Origin of the sequence: Streptomyces sp. NPDC091649, assembly GCF_044756785.1 — a bacterium.
Lineage (GTDB): Bacteria > Actinomycetota > Actinomycetes > Streptomycetales > Streptomycetaceae > Streptomyces.
The window spans coordinates 41,023-62,674 of the sequence record NZ_JBIVTR010000024.1 but is presented as its reverse complement, the minus strand read 5'-3'; the positions used below and the strand labels follow the sequence as shown (position 1 = coordinate 62,674).

General features: G+C 72.6%; 16 protein-coding genes. 7 read left to right on the top strand and 9 right to left on the bottom strand.

The window, feature by feature from the left end; all coding sequences use genetic code 11:
• Nucleotides 1-306 precede the first annotated feature (306 nt).
• Nucleotides 307-1,764 (bottom strand): amidase, encoded by a 1,458-nt coding sequence (locus ACIQMU_RS29250; RefSeq protein WP_352240541.1) that lies wholly within the window; start codon nt 1,762-1,764, stop codon nt 307-309.
• A 125-nt stretch (nt 1,765-1,889) separates the two neighbouring features.
• On the opposite strand from ACIQMU_RS29250, the gene ACIQMU_RS29245 reads away from it, so the two are divergent.
• Nucleotides 1,890-2,498, top strand: coding sequence for a helix-turn-helix domain-containing protein (locus ACIQMU_RS29245; protein ID WP_352240540.1), 609 nt, complete (start codon nt 1,890-1,892; stop codon nt 2,496-2,498).
• A gap of 152 nt (nt 2,499-2,650) precedes the next feature.
• Here the strand turns inward: ACIQMU_RS29245 and ACIQMU_RS29240 are convergent, their stop codons facing one another.
• The 3 genes from ACIQMU_RS29240 to rfbB form a co-directional block, all read right to left on the bottom strand.
• The gene (locus tag ACIQMU_RS29240; RefSeq protein ID WP_402690049.1) at nt 2,651-4,252 is read right to left on the bottom strand and encodes a peptide chain release factor 3; all 1,602 of its coding nucleotides are present in this window, start codon (nt 4,250-4,252) and stop codon (nt 2,651-2,653) included.
• A complete protein-coding gene (locus tag ACIQMU_RS29235; RefSeq protein ID WP_352240538.1) occupies nt 4,249-4,629 on the bottom strand; it encodes a MerR family transcriptional regulator in 381 nt (126 codons plus the stop codon). Before ACIQMU_RS29235 ends, ACIQMU_RS29240 begins: the two co-directional genes overlap by 4 nt.
• A 339-nt stretch (nt 4,630-4,968) precedes the next feature.
• Complete coding sequence (rfbB, locus tag ACIQMU_RS29230) at nt 4,969-5,985, bottom strand: dTDP-glucose 4,6-dehydratase (protein WP_402690048.1); 1,017 nt, start codon at nt 5,983-5,985, stop codon at nt 4,969-4,971.
• A 703-nt stretch (nt 5,986-6,688) separates the two neighbouring features.
• Between rfbB and ACIQMU_RS29225 the strand changes: the two genes are divergently transcribed.
• A complete protein-coding gene (locus tag ACIQMU_RS29225) occupies nt 6,689-8,203 on the top strand; it encodes an exopolysaccharide biosynthesis polyprenyl glycosylphosphotransferase (protein ID WP_352240536.1) in 1,515 nt (504 codons plus the stop codon).
• Between the two features lie 71 nt (nt 8,204-8,274).
• On the opposite strand, the gene ACIQMU_RS29220 is transcribed toward ACIQMU_RS29225, so the two are convergent.
• On the bottom strand, nt 8,275-9,258 hold the full coding sequence (locus ACIQMU_RS29220) for a GDP-L-fucose synthase (protein ID WP_352240535.1): 984 nt from the start codon (nt 9,256-9,258) through the stop codon (nt 8,275-8,277).
• 115 nt (nt 9,259-9,373) lie between these two features.
• Between ACIQMU_RS29220 and gmd the strand changes: the two genes are divergently transcribed.
• The 4 genes from gmd to ACIQMU_RS29200 all read left to right on the top strand — a co-directional run bounded on the left by gmd (nt 9,374) and on the right by ACIQMU_RS29200 (nt 14,572).
• Nucleotides 9,374-10,387 (top strand): GDP-mannose 4,6-dehydratase, encoded by a 1,014-nt coding sequence (gene gmd, locus ACIQMU_RS29215; protein WP_352240788.1) that lies wholly within the window; start codon nt 9,374-9,376, stop codon nt 10,385-10,387.
• Between the two features lie 350 nt (nt 10,388-10,737).
• Nucleotides 10,738-12,996: a LamG-like jellyroll fold domain-containing protein gene (locus tag ACIQMU_RS29210; protein ID WP_402690047.1), complete on the top strand. Its 2,259-nt coding sequence runs from the start codon at nt 10,738-10,740 to the stop codon at nt 12,994-12,996.
• Entirely contained in the window at nt 12,996-13,736 is a 741-nt protein-coding gene (locus ACIQMU_RS29205) for a hypothetical protein (protein WP_352240533.1), read from the top strand. Before ACIQMU_RS29210 ends, ACIQMU_RS29205 begins: the two co-directional genes overlap by 1 nt.
• Nucleotides 13,733-14,572: a glycosyltransferase family 2 protein gene (locus ACIQMU_RS29200; protein WP_402690046.1), complete on the top strand. Its 840-nt coding sequence runs from the start codon at nt 13,733-13,735 to the stop codon at nt 14,570-14,572. Before ACIQMU_RS29205 ends, ACIQMU_RS29200 begins: the two co-directional genes overlap by 4 nt.
• 12 nt (nt 14,573-14,584) lie before the next feature.
• Here ACIQMU_RS29200 and ACIQMU_RS29195 read toward each other — a convergent pair whose 3' ends face one another.
• Nucleotides 14,585-15,748 (bottom strand): glycosyltransferase, encoded by a 1,164-nt coding sequence (locus tag ACIQMU_RS29195; RefSeq protein WP_402690045.1) that lies wholly within the window; start codon nt 15,746-15,748, stop codon nt 14,585-14,587.
• 105 nt (nt 15,749-15,853) lie between these two features.
• Here ACIQMU_RS29195 and ACIQMU_RS29190 point away from each other — a divergent pair, with 105 nt between their 5' ends.
• Nucleotides 15,854-17,404, top strand: a complete 1,551-nt coding sequence (locus ACIQMU_RS29190; RefSeq protein WP_352240531.1) for a hypothetical protein — start codon at nt 15,854-15,856, stop codon at nt 17,402-17,404.
• Here ACIQMU_RS29190 and ACIQMU_RS29185 read toward each other — a convergent pair.
• The 3 genes from ACIQMU_RS29185 to ACIQMU_RS29175 are packed head-to-tail and all read right to left on the bottom strand — an operon-like array spanning nt 17,364 to nt 21,573.
• The gene (locus ACIQMU_RS29185; protein WP_402690044.1) at nt 17,364-18,617 is read right to left on the bottom strand and encodes a hypothetical protein; all 1,254 of its coding nucleotides are present in this window, start codon (nt 18,615-18,617) and stop codon (nt 17,364-17,366) included. The genes ACIQMU_RS29190 and ACIQMU_RS29185 overlap by 41 nt on opposite strands.
• Nucleotides 18,614-20,314, bottom strand: coding sequence for a lipopolysaccharide biosynthesis protein (locus tag ACIQMU_RS29180; RefSeq protein WP_402690043.1), 1,701 nt, complete (start codon nt 20,312-20,314; stop codon nt 18,614-18,616). Before ACIQMU_RS29180 ends, ACIQMU_RS29185 begins: the two co-directional genes overlap by 4 nt.
• Nucleotides 20,311-21,573, bottom strand: a complete 1,263-nt coding sequence (locus tag ACIQMU_RS29175) for a glycosyltransferase (protein WP_402690042.1) — start codon at nt 21,571-21,573, stop codon at nt 20,311-20,313. Before ACIQMU_RS29175 ends, ACIQMU_RS29180 begins: the two co-directional genes overlap by 4 nt.
• Between the last annotated feature and the right edge of the window lie 79 nt (nt 21,574-21,652).

Below are 21,652 nucleotides of genomic sequence, written 5' to 3'. Positions count from 1 at the left end.
CTGTATGAGGCCGTCGGCGGGCGCCGGGCACCTGGGAGTCGGCACGGGGCTCTGCCCCGAGCCGGTCCCCCGCCAGTCGTCGCCCCCGCCTCCTGCGAGAGCCACGGCGCTCGCGTCACGTGCGCGAGCGCTGTACTGCGGCGGGAGCGCTGTGCGGCGACGGATGCGCCCCCGCGGGCGGATGCGTGCTGCGGCAACGGGGGCCCGGGCCCGGCCGGGGCTGGTCAGGGCGGTCCCGGCCGGACCCGACATGACTGCTATCTTGCCTTCGGTCCACCACCCGCCACCCGCCACCGCATCGGCCGGTCAGTGGGCGCCGGCCCAGACGGGGGGTGTGCGGTGCGACCACGGGGCAGTCTGTTCGAGTTGGCCGGCGAGACGGAAAAGGGTGTCTTCGCGGCCGAAGCCGGCGGCGAACTGCAAGCCGACGGGGAGCCCGGTCGCCGGGTCCGTGGCCAGTGGTACGGACATCGCGGGAGTGCCGGCGACATTGAAGGCGGCGGTGAACGGGGAGCGGTCGAGGAGCCGGTCGAGCCAGCCGAGACCGTCGAGGTCTTCGACGCCCTCGGCATGGACCCCCAGGCGCGGCGGCAGCTCGGGAAGAGTGGGCGTGAGCAGCAGGTCGTACCGGGCGAAACAGCGGCCGAGGCTGCGGGACACGGTGTTGCGCACACCGAGCGCGCTGACGAAGTCGGGGCCGGTGACTTCCCGGCCCCACGCGTAGCTGGCGAGCGTCTCCGCCTGGACGGTGGACCGGTCGATGGGCCGGCCGGAACCGGCGGCCAGGGCATCCAGCCACGGCACCAGGTTGGCCGTCCAGAGCCGGGCGTTGGCCAGTACGAATTCCTCCCAGCTCACCCCGAGGTCGAGCGTGGCCTCCTCCACGTGGTGGCCGAGCGAGGCCACATGCTCCGCGGCGAAAGAGACGGCGTCGAGCACGGTGCCCTCGGTGGGGCGCCGGCCGCCCCCCTGCGTGATGACGCCGATCCGGAGGCGGCCGGGGTCGCGGTCGGTCTCTTCGGTGTACGGGCGTTGCGGCTGGGCGGCGAAGTAGGGATCGCCGCTCTCCGGCCCTCGGATGTGGTCAAGAACTGCCGCACTGTCACGTACCGTGCGGCTGACGCTGCCCTGGACGGCCAGGCCGTTGAAGATCTCGTCCACATCGGGACCCATGGAAACCCGGCCGCGGGTGGGCTTCATTCCGAACAGGCCCGTACTGGCGGCGGGGATGCGAATGGACCCCGCCGCGTCCGTGGCGTGCGCGACCGGGACGATGCCGGCCGCGACGGCAGCCGCCGAGCCGCCGCTGGACCCTCCCGCGGAACGATCGAGGTCCCACGGGTTGCGGGTCGGCCCGTACAGGACGGCCTCGGTCGTTATGCCATAGGCGAATTCGGGGGTCGTGGTACGGCCGAAGGTCGCCAGTCCCGCCGCACGGAAACGCCGCATCAGATTCGAGTCCGCCGGCGCGACACTCCCTTCCGCGAGCCGGCTGCCCAGTTCCACCCGCTTGCCGGCCATGGACACGCCGAGATCCTTGAGCAGGAAGGGCACGCCCGCCAGCGGCGCCGCTTCTGCGCACGTCCGATCCGCGCCCTCGCCGCCCTCCGCGGGCCAGGTTTCCACGACTGCGTTGATGAGCGGATTGACGGCGGAAACCGCCTTGAGGGCGACAGCCTCCAGCTCGCCGCTGGTCACCTCTCCGCGGGCGACCAGTTCGGCCAGCCCGACAGCGTCGTACGCCACGTATTCCGACAGCTTCATGTGAGCCTCTCTAAGCGAAACCGATTAGGTCCACTCGAAACCGATCGGTATCGCGTGGATCTGGTGGGTACCCTAGCACCGGGGCGGCGCGAGAAAGGCTTCGCCCGGAACGAGAGGGAACAGACATGACGGACACGGTGCGGCCGGGCCGCGCAGAGCGGGTGGCCACGCTGCCTCCCCGCGAGCGCATCCTCGACGCGGCGGAAGAGCTGTTCCACTCCCAGGGGATCAGGGGAGTCGGAGTCCAGGCCATCGCAGAGAGAGCCGGCACGACCAAGGCTGCGCTGTACCGGCACTTCGACACCAAGGACGCGCTGGTCGCTCGCTGGCTGCTCATCGTGGCGGCCGACTACGCCTCCGCCTTCGACAAGATCGAGCAACGGTGGCCGGACGACCCCCGGGCCCAGATCATGGGTGTGACCGACTTCGTCGTGGAGACGCTGACGGCCATCTCGCATCGCGGGTGCCCCTTCATCAACTCCATCGCCGAGCTGCCCGATCCGTCCCACCCGGCGCGCCAGGTGATCGAAGCGCACAAGGCGCGGCAGCTCCACCGCGTCACCGCCATGTGCGTCGGCGCAGGTCTCATCGATCCCGAAGGCGCCGCAGCGGAAATCACCTTCGCGCTGGAGGGCGCCCAGGTAAGTGCCCAGAACGGAAGCGTGGACCGCGTCGGCGAACGACTCGTGACACTCGTCAAGGCGGTGTTGGCCTGGCACGGAGCGCGTGAATAGCCGTGCGGGGCCCGTATCCGCGGTGGTTGTCCGTCCGGCAGCTCGTCGCCCGGCACGGGTTCGTTGTATGAACGGGCAACCGTGCACTCAGCCGACTCCAGGCCGACGCCGTCGTCTGTTCGACTGCGACAGGGCTGCGTCCGGTGGGCGTGCTACTCGTGGGCGGCCAGGAGTGTGCCGAGGCTGGCGTCGGGGAACTGCCGTTGGAAGGAATGCGCCTGCCAGCGGTCGGGGAACAGAGCGAGCTGCGCCTTGTCGCGGATTCTGGTCAGGGCCTCGCCCGTGACCAGACGGGAGCGGTTGAGCGTGGCCGCTCCGGCCGCGTCGGTGGCCCGCGCCAGGTGGTAGGGCAGCGTCTCCAGGCGTACGGGGGCGGAGAACTCCCCGGCCATGCGGGCGGACACGACGTCGAACTGCATCGGCCCCACCGCCGCCAGCACGGGCGCCTGGTCCCCGCGCGCGTCGCTGACGAGGACCTGCACGACGCCCTCCTCGTCCAGCTGGGCGATCCCCCGGCGGAACTGCTTGGAGCGGCTGATGTCGACCGGCCGTACGACCGCGAAGTGTTCCGGAGCGAAGGTCGGCATGGGTGGGAACAGAGCCGGCGCGCCGTCGTAGAGGGTGTCGCCGACGCGCAGGGACGCGGCGTTGACCAGTCCGACGACGTCACCCGGGTAGGCGGTGTCGACCATGGAGCGGTCCTGGCCGAAGACGCTGTGGGCGTACTTGGTCGCGAACGGCTTTCCGGACGCGGCGCGGGTGACGGTCGCCCCTCTTTCGAAGACGCCCGAACACACCCGCAGGAAGGCGATGCGGTCCCGGTGGGCCGGATTCATGTTCGCCTGCACCTTGAAGACGAGCCCGGAGAACGGGGCGTCGACGGGCCGGCCGCCGCCGCCTTCCAGCTCTCGCGGGCCCGGCGGCGGGGCCAGGTCGACGATGGCGTCCAGGAGTGGCCGTACGCCGATGTTGGAGACCGCGGCGCCGAAGAACACCGGCGTGGAACCGCCCGCCAGGAACGAGGCCCGGTCGAACGCGGCGCCGTCCGCCTCCAGCAGCTGGAGCTCCTCCGCGGCCCGCTCCCAGTCGGCGCCCTCCTCCGACGAGGCCCGCTCGGCGGGGACCACTTCCTCGGAGGCTTCGTGCGCGCCGCCGGGGGTGCGGGTGTACCGAAGCATCCGCTCCGGGTCGCGTACGTCGACCAGGCCGCGCAGGTAGCCTGCGGTCCCGACCGGCCAGTTCACCGGGGTGGGCTTGAGCCGGAACTCGCGCTCGATCTCGTCCAGCAGCTCCAGGGCCTCACGTCCGGGCCGGTCCCACTTGTTGATGAACGTGATCACGGGGACGCCCCGGTGCCGGCAGACGTCGAAGAGCTTGCGGGTCTGCTCCTCCAGCCCCTTGGCCGCATCGATCAGCATGACCGCGCAGTCCACGGCCGCGAGCACGCGATAGGTGTCCTCGGAGAAGTCCGCGTGCCCCGGAGTGTCCAGCAGGTTCAGCACGCAGTCCCGGTAGGCGAACTGCAGGACGGCGGAGGTCACGGAGATGCCGCGGGCCTTCTCCATCTCCATCCAGTCCGACGCCACCCCCCGGCGCCCGGACTTGCCGTGCACCGCCCCCGCCGACGTGATCGCGTGCGCGTGCAGCGCCAGCGCCTCCGTCAGCGTCGACTTGCCCGCGTCCGGGTGGCTGATCACGGCGAACGTACGCCGCCTGGCCGCCTCACCGGCGACCCGCTCGCCCGTGGCGTTCACCGTGCCGCCCCCGGTCCGGCCGCCGGCGCGTCCGCCAGGTGAGCGGGCTGCTCGGGCAGGGGCCGCGCGAACGCCTCAACCGTTCCCGGCTCACGACGCAGGTCCTCACACCGCGCGTCGGCCCGCACCCAGTACTTCCGCAACTTCGCCACCAACTCCTCGTACGACTGCTCATCGTTCTCCGGCGGCGGACCACCGGCGCCAGGAAGCGGGTCCAGCACATCGAGCGGCGCCCGCACATCGCCCGGGCCGAGCCCGAGCGGCCGCATCCGCCGCACCGAAACCGGCCGGCGCGCCTCCGACTCCGCGCACAGGCGGAAGCCGCCCAGGCTACGCCCTTCGGGGGCGACCACACCGTCGTCCCCGTGGTGACGCATCGGGCGCGGGGACGGCCCCGTGCGCTCGGGTATCGCACCGACGCGCTTCAGCCGCCCGACCGCACCTCTGCCGCCCCGCGTCGCGCCCGTCCGACGTCTCCGCCACCACCAAACCTACCGTTACGTTAGAGTAGATGGGCGAGGGGTGCAACGCGAGCAGCCCCGGCGCCCGGTGCCGGGGCTGTGCCGAGCCACGACGCTCCGGCGCCTTCGTCCGCACTCGGACGCCCGGGCCGGAGGCGAACCGAGCCGTGTCCAGACGTGCGCACGCGCCGCACTCCCTCCCCCGAAGCGGGGGCACCGTGCCGGTGTCGCCCCGGAGCCCGTCGGCCGCTCCGGTCAGCGGGCTCCGGCAGCACTCCAGTCGTTCTCGACGACCGGGCTGCGGCCGATGAGCGGTTGCCACCAGGAGCGGTGGTCGGAGTACCAGCGGACGGTCTCCCGGATGCCTGCCGCGAAGGGGATCTGCGGCTCCCAGTCGAGTTCGCGCCGGATGCGGGAGGAATCCAGTAGGTAGCGGCGGTCGTGGCCGGGGCGGTCGGGCACGGTTTCCTTCAGCGACCGCGACAGGCCCAGTTCGTCGAGCACGAGGTCGGCGAGTTCGTCGACGCTGGCCTCCACACCCGTGCCGACGTGGTAGATCTCTCCGGGCGTCCCCCTCAGGAGGACGGTTTCCACGGCGGCGCAGTGGTCCAGGACGTGAATCCACTCCCGGCGATTGCCGCTGGAGGCGTACACGGGCAGGCGTCGGCCGTCGAGCGCCCGGGTCGCGAACAGCGGGATGACCTTCTCGGGAAACTGGTGACTGCCGTAGTTGTTGGCGCAGTTGGTGATCGTCACGGGCAGTCCGTACGTCTCGTGATAGGCCCGGACCGCGTGGTCGGCCCCGGCCTTGCTGGCGTTGTAGGGGGTGCGGGGGCGGTAGGGGCTCGTCTCGGTGAACGTCGCGTCGGAGTCGAGGGCCAGGTCTCCGTACACCTCGCAGGTGGATATGTGGTGGAAGCGTTCGACGCCCACCGTGCGGCATGCCTCCAACAGCCCCTGTGTGCCGAGGACGTTGGTCCGGAAGAAGCGCCCGGGGTCCAGTACGGCGAGGCTGTTGTGCGACTCCGCGGCGAAGTTGACGACCTTCTCGGTCCGGTGCTCGGCGAGCAGTCGGCGTACGAGCGGCTCGTCGCCGATGTCCCCCTGGACGAAGACCACACGGTCGGTGAGGTCCTCCAGGTTGGCGAGCGAACCGGCGTAGGTGAGCGCGTCCAGGGCTACCACGGTGTCATCGGGGTACCGGCGCGCCCAGTGCCGGACGAAGTGCGATCCGATGAAGCCTGCCGCGCCCGTGACAAGTATCGACGTCATGGCCGCAGGCTAGTGTCCCGGGGGGAGTTTTTGTCCCGGGTCGAGCGGGATTCGACCCGTCCCCGAGACGCGCTCGTGCGCCGCGGCAGGGCCTGTGCGGTGCGCGCCTCGCGTCGTCCGCGGTCGCCGGCGGCGGCGGGGAGGCGAACGGCCGCGCCGAGTGGCGACAGCCCGGCCGGGCACCGGAATCGGTGGGCGGTGCTCAACTCTCGCAGCAGTCCACCTCGTTGGAGCCGGGCCGCCGATCCACCGGCGCACCAAGGGGCGCGCGGACGGCGCGTTGTGACCTCGTAGCCGCCTGTCCGTGCCTCGGAGCGCGGGCCGGGACCGTGCCGGCCTCCTGGCCGGACACGCTCCCGCCAGGAAGTTCGCCTCCTTCCGCCGGGGTGCGGCGGAGCCATGGCCCCCACGGGCCGCCCCCGGCACCCCCGGCGGCAAGCGCTTGCCCGCCTGTCACGCCATCAACACCCGTACAGGCAGAGCGACATCGCTGAGTTCCGGCCGAAACAGAGGTGTCGGTAACGAGCCGCCTGAACTTCACGAGAACTCCAGCGAAATGGCACGTGTGTGGATATCGTGCACGAGCGAGGGCGCATCCGTCAGTCCATGGGATCGGCGGATGCGTCCCGTTTGTGGGGGTGCGACTCGGACTGGGGGGTTCATGGGGCATGTCGAAATACCTGATACCGGCCTATCCGGACCGGTGGGGCTCCGGGGCGCGCCGCGCCCCCGCACCGCCGCCTCCCGGAATCGTACGGCGTCCCTGGAGCAACTGTGGAGGGCCCCGACGGCACAGCGCGACCGGGCCGCCCGGACCGGGCCCCGGCGGAAGCCGGCGACCGGTCCCGCCCTCGCCGCGCTGACGGACCTCCTGGGTCTGGCCGGCCCGGCATGGCTGCTGCTGCGCGCGGGCGACCAGCCCCGCCCGGTGGTCGCCGCCGCGGTGGCGGGTCTGGTCTGGGTCGGACTGCGCGGCGCACGGGGGCGGTACGCGGGCCGGCCGGGGACCGAGCCGGGCAGCGCGGCCGGCCTGGTCGGCACGGCCGGGGACTGGTTCGTACTCATCGGCCTGCTGGCCCTGCTGCACACGGCGGCGGGAAGCCCGGTGGACCCGGCCACCGCCCTGGTGGCCGTGGCGCCCGGGCCGCTGGCCGCGGCGGTGGCGGGGTTGCGAGCGTGGCCGCTCTCCGCGCGGCGGGGGCGCCGGGTGCGCAGGGTGCTGCTGGTCGGCGAGGCGTCGGGGGTGGGCCGGGCGGCCGAGCTGCTCAACTCCCGTACGGATCACGGCTACCGGCCGGTCGCCGCGATTCCGGTGGGGACGGCCCGGCTGGAGCTGGACGGCTTGCAGGTGCCGGGCCACCTCGCGTCCTGCCCGGCCGAAGACGACGTGACGACGGTGCTCGGCGGGGTCTACGCCCACGCGGCGGACCTGGTACTGGTGGCTCCCGGGCCCCAGCTGACCGGAGACCGGCTGCGGCGGCTCGGCTGGGGCCTGCACGACGGGGGCGTGGCACTGTCCGTGCTCTCGGAGCTGTCCGGTGTGGCGGCCGAGCGGGTGCGCCCCGTCACCGCGGCCGGGCTCACGTTCCTGCACATAGCGCCGCCGCTGCGCGGAGGGCCGCAGGCGGTGCTGAAGAACGCGCTGGACCGTACGGGCGCCCTGTTCGGACTGGTCGCCCTGGCTCCGCTGCTGCTGGCGGTGGCGCTCAGCGTCCGGCTGTCCTCGCGGGGCCCGGTCTTCCACCGGCAGGTCCGGCAGGGCCGGCACAACCGGCCGTTCACCATGTGGAAGTTCCGCACGATGGTGGCCGACGCAGAGAGTCTCAAGGCGCGGCTCACCGCCGCCAACGAGGTCGACGGTCCGCTGTTCAAGATGCGCAGCGATCCTCGGGTGACCTCCGTCGGGCGGATGCTGCGCCGCACGTCCATCGACGAACTCCCCCAGTTGGTCAATGTGCTGCTGGGCCACATGTCGCTGGTGGGGCCGCGGCCGCCCCTGCCGGAGGAGGCGTCGCGGTACGACGAACGGGAGTACCGCCGGCTCGCCGTGAAGCCGGGCCTCACGGGCCTGTGGCAGGTGAGCGGCCGCTCCGACCTGACCTGGCAGGAGACCGTCTCGCTCGACCTCTGGTACGTCGACAACTGGTCGGTAGCCGCCGACCTGGGACTCCTCGCCCGCACCGTGCGCGCCGTCGCCGACGGCCGCGGGGCGTACTGAGGGCGGCGGGCGTGCGGATGCGAGGAGCGCCACCTGTGTGCCGCGGCGAGGGGTCCCGCGGCGGTGAACGGTCAGTCGGCGGGGGAACGTTGACCCAGCCACCAGGCGTACGTGCGGGCGATGCCGTCACGCAGGGACACCTGCGGCGTGAAGCCGAGAGAGGAGAGGCGGCTCACGTCGAGGAGCTTGCGGGGCGTCCCGTCGGGTTTGCCCGTGTCCCAACAGATGCGGCCCCGGTAGCCGGTCACCTCCCGTACCAGCTCGGCGAGTTCTCGGATGGAGAGGTCCTCTCCGCAGCCGATGTTCACCGGTGTTTCGTCGTCGTAGGACTCCAGCAGCCGCACACAGGCGGCGGCGAGGTCGTCCACATGGAGGAATTCGCGGCGCGGGGAGCCGGATCCCCACAGGGTCACCTCCGGGGCCCCGTCCCGCCGGGCCTCGTGGAAGCGGCGGATCAGCGCGGGCAGGACGTGCGAGGTCTCCAGGTCGAAGTTGTCGCCGGGCCCGTAGAGATTGGTGGGCATGGCGCAGATGTAGGAGACGCCGTACTGCCGCCGGTAGGACTGGGTCTGGACGACTCCGGCGATCTTGGCGAGGGCGTACGCCTCGTTGGTGGGCTCCAGCTCGCCGGTGAGCAGCGACTCCTCGCGGATCGGCTGCGGCGCGAGCCGGGGGTAGATGCACGAGGAGCCGAGGAAGAGCAGCCGCCCGGTCCCGGCCGCGTGCGCCCCGGCGATCACGCTGAGCTGGATGCGCAGGTTGTCCTCCAGGAACTGCACCGGATACGTACTGTTGGCCATGATTCCGCCGACCTTGGCGGCGGCCAGCACCACGGCGTCCGGGCGGATCTCCTTCAGATACGCCCCGGTCCGCGCGGCGTCGCGCAGATCGAGGAGGTCGCGGCCGCGAGTGAGCACGTCGTGGCCGTCGTCCGCGAGGCGGCGGGCCACCGCCGAGCCGACCAGGCCGCGGTGGCCCGCGACGAATATGCGGGAGCCGGGCCGCAGTAGCGAACGTGTGGATTCCTGGGACGGGACGGGGAGTTCGGTCGTCATGGCTCGGATTGTGCCAGCAGGAGGGGACCGCGGTGGACACTTTGCCGCGGAACGCTCCAATCCCGATATGTCGGTGAACGTCGCCTCCGAGGCGATCAGCAGAGAAGGGGGAATCGTGGCGAAGACCGCGCTCATCACCGGAGTGACCGGCCAGGACGGCTCGTACCTGGCCGAGTTGTTGCTCGACAAGGGGTACACGGTGCACGGGCTCATACGCCGATCCTCAAGCTTCAACACCGAGCGGATCGACCACATCTACCAGGGTCCCGAGGAACCGGAGCGCTCCTTCGTCCTGCATCACGCGGACCTGTCCGACGGTGTCGCGCTGGTGAACCTGCTGCGCGACATCCAGCCCGACGAGGTGTACAACCTGGGCGCGCAGTCGCATGTGCGGGTCTCCTTCGACGCGCCGCTGTACACCGGTGACGTCACCGGGCTCGGCACCGTCCGACTCCTGGAAGCGGTCCGGGCGAGCGGCATCCGGACCCGGATCTACCAGGCGTCCTCCTCCGAGATGTTCGGCGCGAGCCCGCCCCCGCAGAACGAGAGCACCCCGTTCCATCCGCGCAGCCCGTACAGCGTGGCGAAGGTCTACGCGTACTGGGCGACGGTCAACTACCGCGAGGCGTACGGCATGTTCGCCGTGAACGGGGTGCTGTTCAACCACGAGTCGCCGCGCCGGGGCGAGACCTTCGTGACCCGGAAGATCACCCGGGGCGTCGCCCGGATCAAGGCCGGGCTCCAGGACCGGCTGCATCTGGGCAATCTGGACGCGGTCCGGGACTGGGGATACGCGCCGGAGTATGTGGACGCCATGTGGCGGATGCTTCAGTGCGAGACGCCCGACGACTATGTGGTCGCCACCGGTGAGGGCGTCAGCGTCAGGCAGTTCGTGGAGTTCGCCTTCGAGCACGCGGGCCTGGACTGGCGCGAGCATGTGCGCTACGACCCGAAGTACGAACGTCCCAGCGAGGTCGACGCGCTGATCGGGGACGCGTCGAAGGCTGAGGAGCTGCTGGGCTGGAAGCCCGAGGTGAAGTCGCGCGAGCTGGCCCGCATCATGGTCGACGCCGACATCCGCCGGCTGGACGACCAGCTCACCGGGGCCGCCGTCCGGGTGGACCGATGAGCGGGCCGGGCGGCGCGTCCGCCCGTGCCCGCCGTGCGCGTGCCCCCGCACCGGGGGCCGGCTCGGCCGGCAGCCTCCGTACGGCTCCCCCACGGCGCCCGGCCCCGCGGGCCGCCGTCCACGCTTCCCGGGCGGCGCGCACCGCGTCCGCGCCCGGGACGATCACCGGCGCGACCGCCGTCTCCACCGAACGCCCGGTGGAGCTCTCCGCGCCGGCACCGGGCGGGGCCCTCGGCTCCTCCTACTCACTCGCCCGGCCCGGCAACGGGACGGACCGTCCGCGCGGCCGGTCGGGCGAGGCAGGACCCGCGGCCTCCCGGCCGCAGCTCGAATCTCACCTCCGGAGCTGAATGATGAACGGAAGTACGGGGCGGAGAACCGGGGGGCGCGGCCGTGTGCGGGCCGCTTCCGCCGCTCTCGGCCTGCTGGCCGGAGCCCTGTCCGCGACCGCGGCGGGCGCCTCTCCGGCAACGGCACTGACCCCACCGGTCGCCATCACCGCGGACGACCTCACCACCTGGCAGACCAACGGCATCGTCTGGTCGATGGCCGCCGGCGACGGCGTCGTCTACGCGGGCGGCACCTTCTCCACCGTGCGGCCCCCCACCGCCGCCCCCGGAACGGACGAACAGCCCGCGGTCAACTTCGCCGCGTTCGACGCGGCGACGGGGACGCCCACCGGCTGCTCGCTGTCCTTCACCGTCTCCTCGGGCACCGCGACCGTCCGGGCTCTCGCCCTGTCGCCGGACGGCGACACCCTGTACGCGGGCGGGCAGTTCGGGGCGGTGAACGGGGTCGGGGTCAGCAATATCGCGGCGATCGACACCGCGACCTGCACCCCGCGGAACGACTTCAAGATCTCCGTGACGGCGACCGTGCGGGCGCTCGCCGTCACCGCCGACACGGTCTATCTGGGCGGCGACTTCAACAGTGTCGGCGGACAGACCAGGAACAAGTTCGCCGCCGTCACGACCGGCGCCTCGCTGCTTCCCTTCACGGCCAACGCCGACGAGGTGGCGCGGGCCGTCGAGGTGACGCCGGACGGGCAGCACGTGCTGCTCGGCGGCGACTTCTTCCGGATCAACGGCACCACGACGCACGCGCTGGCCGTGGTCGACGCCACCACCGGACAACTCACCACCGCCTACCCCGGGTTCATTCACAACAACTCGACGGTCCAGGACATCACCACCGACGCCACCGGCTTCTACACCGCCAACGAGGGAACCGGCGGCGGAGTGTTCGACGGCCGGATCGCCCTGAACCTCGGCGACTTCAAGCAGCGGTGGCGCGACACCTGCCTGGGCGCCACCCAGGCCGTCGCGGTCCACGCCGGTGTGCTCTACAGCGGCAGTCACGCCCACGACTGCGTCAGCATGGGCGCGTTCCCCGACCAGCCGCGCAAGCACCTGCTGGCCCAGTCGGTCGACGACCCGAAGCTGCTGCCGTGGTTCCCGGACACCAACGACGGCATCGGCGAGCCGGTCGGACCGCGTGTGATGACCCAGGCGAGCAGCGGCGGCCGCCACTACCTCTGGGTGGGCGGCGAGTTCACCACCGTCAACAGCAAGCGGCAGCAGGGGCTGACCCGGTTCGCGGACGGCCCGGACACCGGCGCGCCCTGGGTGCCCAACGTCAGTCTGTCCACGCTGACCCCGGGGCGGATCGACGTGAACTGGCAGACCAGCTTCGACACCGACGACGGGGAGCTGACCTACCGGATCTACAAGAACGGCTCGAACACCCCGGTCCACACGACGACCGGCTACTCGGTCTTCTGGGACCGGCCCCAGCTGACGTGGACGGACACCGACGTCGCCCCGGGCGAGACCCACTCGTACCGGATCACCGCGAGCGACGGCGTCAACACCAGCGCCAAGTCCCCGGCGCGGTCCGCGACCGTCGCGAGCACCGCGGAGGCGTACCCGGACAGGGTCAGGTCCGACGGGGCGATCCTCTACTGGCGCTACGACGAGAGCACGTCGACGTTCGCGCACGACAGCAGCGGCAACCTGAACAACGGGTTCCTGCGCAACGGCCCGGCCTACCGGCAGACCCCGGCCGCGGTCGCCGGGCCCTCCACGGCGATCGGCTTCAACGGCGCCGACGAGTACGCGTACAGCAACCGGCAGCACGCCCAGCCGGACCGGTTCTCGGTGGAGACGTGGATCAAGACCACCACGACCCGGGGCGGCAAGATCATCGGCTTCGGGAACCTGACCCAGCAGAACAGCACCCGTCACGACAAGCACGTCTACATGCGCGACGACGGGCGGCTCACGTTCGGCGTGCAGAGCGGCGGCCGGCGGACCGTCACCACTCCGGAGGCGTACAACGACGGCCGGTGGCACCACGTCGTCGCCACCCAGGGGCCCCTGGGCCAGGGCATGGCGCTCTACGTCGACGGGCGGTTGCGTTCGTCGAACATCCTGGTCTCCGGGAACGACGGCAATCCGGGGTACTGGCGGATCGGCGGGGACAACCTCGCCAACTGGCCGAACCGTCCGACCAGCAACTTCTTCGCCGGACAGATCGACGAGACCGCCGTGTACCCGACCGCGCTCAGCGCTTCCCAGATCAGCGCGCACTACGCCCTGAGGAACGGCTGATGAGAAACCCGTTCCTGGCCGGCGCCGTCGTCGTCATGACGGCGGCGGCGCTGGCCGCCTGCGGCTCGTCCGCGGACGGGAACGGCCCGGAGGCCGCGGGCGCCCAGCGCCCCGCGGCCTCCGGGCCCGCCGCCCCCGGCCCGTCCCACCCGTCCACCGCACCCGCCACGCCCCCCGCCGGGGAGCCCGGGGAGCCCGGGGGACCGACGGCCGCCGAGCCGTCCGCGCCCGCCGCCCCGGGTCCGAAGACACCGTCCGACGCGATCACCCCGGCCACGGGGACTTTCACGAAGAAGCAGAAGGAGTATCTGGAGGACCGGGTGCCCGAGGGCATGGACCCGGCCGCCGTGCTCCAGACCGGCCAGGAGACCTGCGACAGGCTCCGCTATCTGGTCAAGGCCGACCGCGACACCGCCGTCGGCGCCATCGCCGCGAACGAGATCCCGGACGCCGCCGACGCGGTCGCCGGTCTCTGCCCCCAGCACCAGGACCTGGTGGACGAGGCCGCGTACGCCTACACGGACGGCACGCACACCGGGAAGGCGCTGCGGCCCGGCGTCTACCGCTCCGCCTCCCCCACCGCCGGCTGCTCCTGGCGGATCGGCGGGGCGGGCGACAAGGAGCTGGCCTCGGGCGCCTCCGGCGCCGGTGAGTCACGGACGATCACCGTCCCGAAGTCCGCCCGCACGTTCACCTCCACAGGCTGCTACGCCTGGCTGGCCGAAGGAGCCGAGGGATGACCGCAGGAACGCCCAGACTGCCCATCGCCGTGGCGATACCCACGAAGAACGAGGGCCTCAACATCGCCGAGGCGGTCGGATCGGTGCTCGGCCACTTCGAGGCGGTCGTCGTGGTGGACTCCCACAGCACCGATGACACGGTCAAGATCGCCGAGGAGTGCGGGGCCGAGGTGGTCACGTACACCTGGGACAGGGGCCATCCCCGGAAGAAGCAGTGGTGTCTGGAGAACGTCCGCACCGATCTGGACTGGATCCTCCTTCTCGACGGCGACGAGCGGCTGAGCGCCGGGCTGCTGGCCGAGCTGCGGGAGATTTTCCGGGATCCCTCCGCGCCGAAGCCCGCCGCGTACGACATCCCGCTCGGGTACTGGTTCTCGGGGAAGCGGCTGCGGCACGGATACACCATCCGCAAGCGATCGTTGACCGACCGGACCCGTTGCCACTACCCGGAGGTCGGGGACCTGGACGCCCCGGGGATCGGTGAGGTGGAGGGGCACTACCAGCCGGTCGCGGCGACGGTGGGCACACTCACCCACCCCATCGAGCACCAGGACCTCGACCCGGTGAGCGCCTGGTTCGAGCGCCACAATCGGTACTCCGACTGGGAGGCGTGGCTGGAGCAGCACCCCGAGGTGAAGGAGCAGGTGCGCCAGGTCAAGTCACGCCAGGGGCAGTTGTTCCACAAGGCGCCGTTCAAGCCGGTGGTGTCGTTCGTGTACATGTACCTCTACCGGCGCGGCTTCCTGGACGGCCGGGCCGGGTTCGACTTCGCACTGGCGATGAGCTTCTACCGCTGGCAGATAGCGCTCAAGTCCCGGGAGAAGCCCGTCCGCTGAGAGGCAGGTCGCTCACCCTCGCCTCCGGCGGACCACGTCCTCGTAGGTCCGCCGGAGGGTGGCGGTGACGACCTCGATGGTGAAGTGCCCGTTGACCAGCTCCCAGGCGGCCTTGCCCGCCTGCTCGGCGGCCTCCGGCTCCAGCAGCTCCAGGATCGCGTCGGCCACCTTGCGCGCGTTGGCCGCGTCCTGTCCGACCCGGCTGTCGATGACCCGGCCCGCGCCGGCCTCCGCCACATCGGGGGCCTGGCCGCAGGTGCGGGTGATGACGACGGGGGTGCCCACCGACATCGCCTCCAGGACGGATACCGGAAACGGCTCCTCGATCGCGGGCAGCACGTACACATCGGCCTCACGCCCTGCGGCGAGGACCTCGTCGTGCTCCAGCGGGCCCACCTGGTCCAGGGAGTCCGCGACGCCCAGTTTCCGGGCGAGCGCCAGGGTGCCGGGCAGCGCACCGGTGTCCGGTCCGGCCAGGACGAAGCGGGCGTCGGGGTGGCGGGCGAGGACGTGCGGCATGGCGGCGACGAAGTCCTCGGGCCGCTTGCGCTTCTGGACGCGGGCGAGATAGAGCACGGTGGCCGGCCGGCCGGGGGCGCGGGCGGGCTTGCGCTCCTGCGGGCGGACGCCGTTGACCAGTCGTACGGTGCGGGTGAGCGGGACGGGGGTGGCGACGGCGTTCACATCGAGCCGCTCCGTCTCGGTGAGATGCAGGACGGCATCCGCGCTGCGCAGCACCTTGCGCACCCCGAGCAGGTCGGTGAGCTGGGCGACCTTCTTCTCGGTCGGGTCGATCATGCCGTGGGTCTGGACGACCAGGGGGGTACGGGTCGCGAGCGCGAGGAGGGCGGCGGGCAGGGTCACCAGGTCCCGCATCAGATGGACGTGTACGAGGTCGGCGCCGCGCATCATGCGGCGGGCCGTGCGCAGCAGTGCGGCGGAGGTGATGCCGCTCACCTCGAACATCGGCAGCAGATGCCGGGCCTGGAAGAGGTGGACCGGAACCCCCTCGACGTGGCTGGGCAGTTCGCCGTCCGGGAAGCCGTCGCCGAGGGCCATGACGCGGGCGTCGTCCCCGGCGGCCCGCTGGACCTTCGACAGGTTGAGCGCCACCCGGGTGGGACCGCCGAAGGCGTGGTCCGGGGTGTGGAGCGTGACGACGTGCAGGATTTTCACCAGAGTTCCCCTCGACTGCGGCCACCTGTTCACAGGTTAGTCGCGACGCCCCCTCAAGTGGGTTGGTTCGTTAGAGTGTTCAGCGGTTCACTGAACGGGGGGCGCATGACGTCGGTGCACACGTCGGCGCACGGACCGGCCGAGGGATCGGCCGTCGACGCGGCCGCGCGCCACAGACGGCCCGGGGGCCGGGGCGGACCGTTCGAGCCCCCGGAGCGGCCGATCGCCTGGGCGATGCTGTCGCGGGCGCTGTCGGTGCCGCTGGTCCTGGGGCTCGTCTGCTTCCTGCCCGCCGTGATCGCCGCGCAGCCCGGCAGCGGTGTCCGGGACACGGCGTACTGGCTCCAGCTGGTCCTGACCTGCTACGCGGGGGCACGGCTGGCGACGATGATCCTCTCCACCCGGCGGCGGCTCCTCCAGGGCGTCTTCTGGATGTTCGTGTACATCGCGATGGGCGTGGCTCCCTTCGCTCAGGTGGTGATCGGGCAGACGCCGACGCCGATGGTGGGGCCGCGCCAGGACCTGATCACGGCCGTCGCGATGGTCCTGGTGGGGTGTGCCGCCTTCGACCTGGGGGCGCTGCTGGCTTCGCGCCGGCCGCTGCCGCGGCGTACGGCCTCCGCACGGGGCCGGGGCGGACCGGCCCTGGCGCATCCGCTGCGGCTGCGGCTGCTGGTGCTCCTCGCCTTCGTGGCGAGCGGGTTCTACGTGCTGAAGCTGGGCGGACCCGCGGTCTTCTTCACCAGTCGGCAGGAGATCAACGAGACCGTCGCGGCGAGCGGGGTCGCCTCGCAGGGGTCCCAGGTGGGCTCGGCGTTCCTCAAGGGCTTCGGGCAGGTCCCGGCGCTGCTGGCGCTGCTCTTCTACACCCGCCGCCTGGCGACCTCCTACCGGGCCCGGCGCACCCCGTCGACGGTGCTCGTGTGGGTGGCGCTGGCGGCCCTGAACCTTCTGGTGAACAACCCCGTCTCCAACGCGCGCTACTGGTTCCTGACGGCGGTGGTCGCGCTGCTGTTCACCGCGTTCCCGAGCAGTGCGGCCGTCTACCGCACGGTGCTGACGACCGGGGTGGTGGGGGCGCTGGTGCTGTTCCCGTACGCGGACAGGTTCCGGTACGACGACGGGGGGCAGCGGGCCGTGCCGTCGGCCTCGGTCTTCGAGCCGCTGGTGACCAAGGACTACGACCAGATGGTGATGTTCGCCAACACCATCTCGTGGGTCGACACCCGGGGCCACACCTACGGCCGCCAACTGGCCGGTTCGGCCCTGTTCTTCGTACCGCGCGCAGTGTGGAGCGGAAAGCCGGAGGACACCGGGGTCCGGGTCGGGCAGTGGATGGGACTGCGGATGACCAATCTCTCGGCCCCGTTGTGGACGGAGTTCTGGGTCGACTTCGGCGCCGGCGGCGTGATCGGCGGCCTCGCCGTCGTCGGCTACGGGGCGGCCCGCACCGACCGCCGGTACGCGCTGGCCGTCACCCGGGCGGGGCCCGGCCCCGGGAGCGTGCTCGCCGTCGCCGCGCCGCTGGTCGCCGGATACACCTTCATCCTGCTGCGCGGGCCGCTCCTCCAGGCGGCGGGCAAACTCGCCATCGCGGCGCTGTGTCTGCTGCTGATCAGCGCGTTCCGGGCACAGCGGGCCGAGCGTCGGCGGTGACGGTCTCCTTGGACGCCGGTGTGCGGCGGCGGAGCCGGGCCACCTGGATCCAGGTCGCGGCGGCCTTGCCCAGCGAGCCGAGGAACAACCCCCAGGCGGCGCCCGGGACGCCCCCGAGGGCGTAGCCGCCCGCGAGGAACGCCACCGCGGTGAGCGAGAAGACGACCTGGATGCTGAGCGTGGTGCGCGGGTCGAGCATGCGCAGGGCGAGCAGCCCGCAGGTGCCGACGGCCATCGCGGCGTACTGGCTGCCCGTCGCGGGGAGCAGGGCGGCGGCCGTGGGCCAGGTGTCGCCGAGCAGTTCGCGTCCGGCGGCGTCGGGCAGCAGGGCCAGCACGGTGGCCCAGAGCAGGGCGGTCACCGCGAGGACCGCGGCGAGTCGGGCGGTGGCGCGGACCCGGCGCCGCTCGTCCCCGATGCGGCCGAGCAGCGGGGGGCCGAAGGACGTGGCCGAGGTGTAGAGGACGTTGAGCGGTCCGAAGAGGGTCGTCGCCCCGCGCAGCGCTCCGACGAGGAGCGGGGTGCCGACCGCGCCGAGGCCGAGCACGGACAGGTGGCCGGTGGCGTTGCCCACGCCGAACTCCACGGTGAAGCGCTGCCCGAGGTGGCCGCGCCGCAGCATCGGGCGCAGCCGTACCGGGGCCCCCGTCGTGGCCCGGTGGAGGAGGGCGGCGGACAGGAGCAGGGCGGGCAGGGCGGACAGTCCCCAGACGGCGATCAGCCGGGCCGGGGACGCCCCGTGGTCCTGGGCGGAGAGCGCCCCGAGCACGCAACCGAGCCGCAGCAGATCGCAGGTGAGGGCGAGATGGGGCCGCTGGAGCGTGGAGAAGGCGTACCGCGCAACGTCCTGCCCCAGCACCACGGGAAGCACGAGGCCGAGCATCATCAGGGCGCGGGCGGTGTCGCCGGGTACGAGGGCGCAGACGGCCCCCAGCAGGGCGCCGAGCGCGGCGGCGGCGAGCACGGTGAGGGTGACGGCGGACCGGCACGCTCCCCGGGTCTCCTCCCCCGCGCCGCGCTTGAGCACGAGAGGCTGCCCGGTGTACGCGCCCGAGACGCCGAGGAGCACCGTGAAGACCAGGTAGACCGCGGAGAAGCGGGCGAAGTCGGCGACGGTGGAGAGCCGGGCGGCGGCCACCAGCACCAGGATGTTGGTGAGCGCCGCCACGCCCTGGTCCGCGACCGAGCAGAGGACGGCGGTGCGGGCTCTCACCTGCGCGCGGCCGGCGGGGTGAAGGCGCGCAGGCCGAGGGTGTCGGCGGGGTCGCCGGTGTGCTGGAGTGCGTCCGCCCCGGCCGCGCCGTTCCCGCCCCCGCCCCCGTCCGCGCCGGTGGAGCGGCGGCGGGAGGAGGTGGCGCGGCGCTCGCCCCGGCGCAGGCGGCCCCGGCCGGGGTGGAGCAGGGCGCCGAGCACGGAGCCGCCGGAGGCGTCGATGATCTCGCGGATGCGTTCCAGGTCGCTGCGGTGCACCTCGCGCGGGTCGCAGACGATCACGACGCCCTCCACCCGGTCGACCAGGGCGACCGCGTCCGCGTAGGACAGGACGGGCGGGGCGAGGACGATGACGATGTTGCCGGGCCGGTCGGCCTCGGCGACGATGCGTCCGACCGGCGGCGAGGTCAGGGCGCGCGGGACGTTGTCGACGGTGGTCCCGGGGACCAGGGCGAAGGCTCCGGAGCCGGGCACGTCCACGTTGGTCCGGCCGCGGGCGGGCCAGCTGCCGTCGCCCTCCTCGGCGGCCCAGCGGGGCGGGCGCCCCCCGTGGGCTGCCGGTCCCAGGTCGCGGGCGAGGGAGGGGGTGCGCAGGTCGGCCTCCACGAGCAGGACGTCGCGGCCCATCTCGGCGAAGGCGGCGGCCAGGTTGGCGGCAGCGGCGGCGGCTGCCGTGCTGTCGCCGCGCGGCGCGGTGACCAGGAGGCGGCGGCGCTCGGCGAACGACGGGTCGTAGGCGAGCCGGAACGCGACGGCGCGGTACTCCTCGGCCAGCCGGGAGCCGCCGCGGCCGATGGCGAGCAGGCGGCCCGCGGCGGCGCGCTCCCGGGGCAGGGTGCCGAGCAGGGGCGCGCCGAGGGAGCGGACGAGCTCGCGGGTGGAGCGTACGGCGGGGTCGAAGACGAGGCGCACCCAGGAGAGCAGCAGTCCCAGCGCGAGGCCGACGACGCCGCCGAGCCCGAGGAGCAGGGGCAGTCCGGGGCCGGTGGGCGAGGTGGGGGCTACGGGCTTCTTGTTGAGGTAGCCGGGGGTGGTGTCCAGGGCCTTCAGTTCGGAGATCTTCCGGCTCAGCTCGGAGATGGAGACGATGATGTTGGCCCGGGCGCTGCTGACGTCGTCCTCCGCACCCGCCCCGAGCCCGTCCTCCAGCAGGTCGCGCTTCTCCTCCAGCGGGCGGAGCTGGGCGCGGTAGCCGTCGGACATGTTCTGGATGCTCTGCTCGGTGCGCGCCTTGCGGTGGGCCAGGTAGGCCCCGGCGAGGGCTTCGGCCCGGGCGCGGGCCTGCTCGGGGGTGGCCCCGGTGTAGGAGAAGCGGAGGGTGAGGGTGTTGGGCGGGTTGGTGACCTGGAGACCGGTGAGCAGCTTGCGGGCGGTGACGTCGTCGCCCGCCTTGAGGAGGGTTCCGGCGGCCAGGGTTCCGACGGTGTCGCTGACGGCGGTCTGCCGCTCGGAGCCGATGTTGATGCCCTTGTCCGCGGAGGACCCGGCGGCGAAGGGGTCGGAGATCGCGGAGCGGACGAGCACCTCTCCGGTGGCCGTGTAGGCGTCCTCGCCGCCGAGAGCGAGGTAGCCGCCGCCGAGCAGGCCGATGACGACTCCGGACGCCAGCAGGCTGCGGTAGCGCAGGAGTTGGCGGAACTGGTCGCGCAGGAGCGCCGGCTCGTCCTGGTCGTCGGGGGCGCGGTGCTGTGGCGTCATCGGCGGGGGCTCCCTTGTGCGTCCGGCAGGACCTCGGCCAGCAGGCCGTCGAAGCGGGCGAGACCCGCCTCCCGGCTCAGACGGCGTGTGACGTACTTCGGGCCCTCGGCCCCGAGGGCGTCGGCGGCGGCGGGGTCCGCGGTCAGCTTCCGCACCGCTTCGAGCAGGGCGGCAGGGTCCTCGGGGGCGACGAGTACCCCGGCCCCCGAGCGGCGGACCTCGTCCGCGGTGCCTCCCTCCTCGGCGACCGAGGCGATCACGGGGCGCCCGGAGGCGAAGTAGGAGGTGAGCTTGGAGGGGACGCTCATGTCGAGGACCGAGGCCCGCTGCGTGACCGCGAGGACGTCGGCGGCGGCGAGCACGTCGGTGAACTCATCGGCCGCGGCGGGCTCCACGAAGTCCACGTTGGGCAGGCCCTCGGCGCGGGCGCGCAGCGCGTCGCGCTGGTTGCCGTCGCCCATCAGGACGACGCGGACGTCCCCGGCGAGGCGTGCGGTGTCCACCAGGACGTCCAGACCCTGCTTGAGGCCCATGTTGCCGGAGTGCAGGAGGACCGTCGTGCCCCGGGGCCAGCCGAGCCGGGCCCGGGTGGCCGCCCGGTCGGCGGTGGGACCTTGCACGTGGGTCCAGTTGGGGACGAGGCGGATACGGCCCGGGTCGACCCCGAGGGCCGTGACGCCGGGGACGAAGCTCTCGTGGATGACGCCGACGAGGGCGGCCCCGCGCAGCGCGTACCTCTCGGCGGCCGCGGCGACGGCGGCGGCGCGGCCGCCCCCCCGGATGCCGCTCTGCGCGGCGGCCGCGCCCATCAGGTCCTGGACGACGGGGAGATACGGGACGCCGTGGCGGCGGGCGAGGCGGGCTCCGATCACGCCACCGGCGAGGCTGGGCATCTGGGAGATCACGACGTCCGGCCGCCCGGGCGGCGGGGCGAGCAGTCCGGTGGCGAGCACGCTTGCCTCGAACGCGGCGCGACGCAGAGCGGTCTGACGCGGCGGGACGTAGTGGCGGCGCCGGTGTACCCCGACGCCGCCTCGTATCTCCACCGTCCGCCAGGAGTTCCGGTACCCCTCCGCCAGTTGCCAGGCGGGATAGTGCGGCATGCCGGTGATCGCCCGGACTCGCGCGCCGGACGCGGCCCAGTGCTCGGCCAGTTGAGTGGCGTACGGGCCTATGCCCGTGAGCTCCGGGGCGTAGTTGGTCGAAACCACCAGAAGTCGGCGGCCCCGGAGCGGACCGGGCCTTGACGCTTCGGACATCGGATGATCGCCTTCCCCCACGACAGCCGCTGTCCCCACCGGGGAACAGCCCCTGCCGAGCTTATCCGTTCACGGCTTG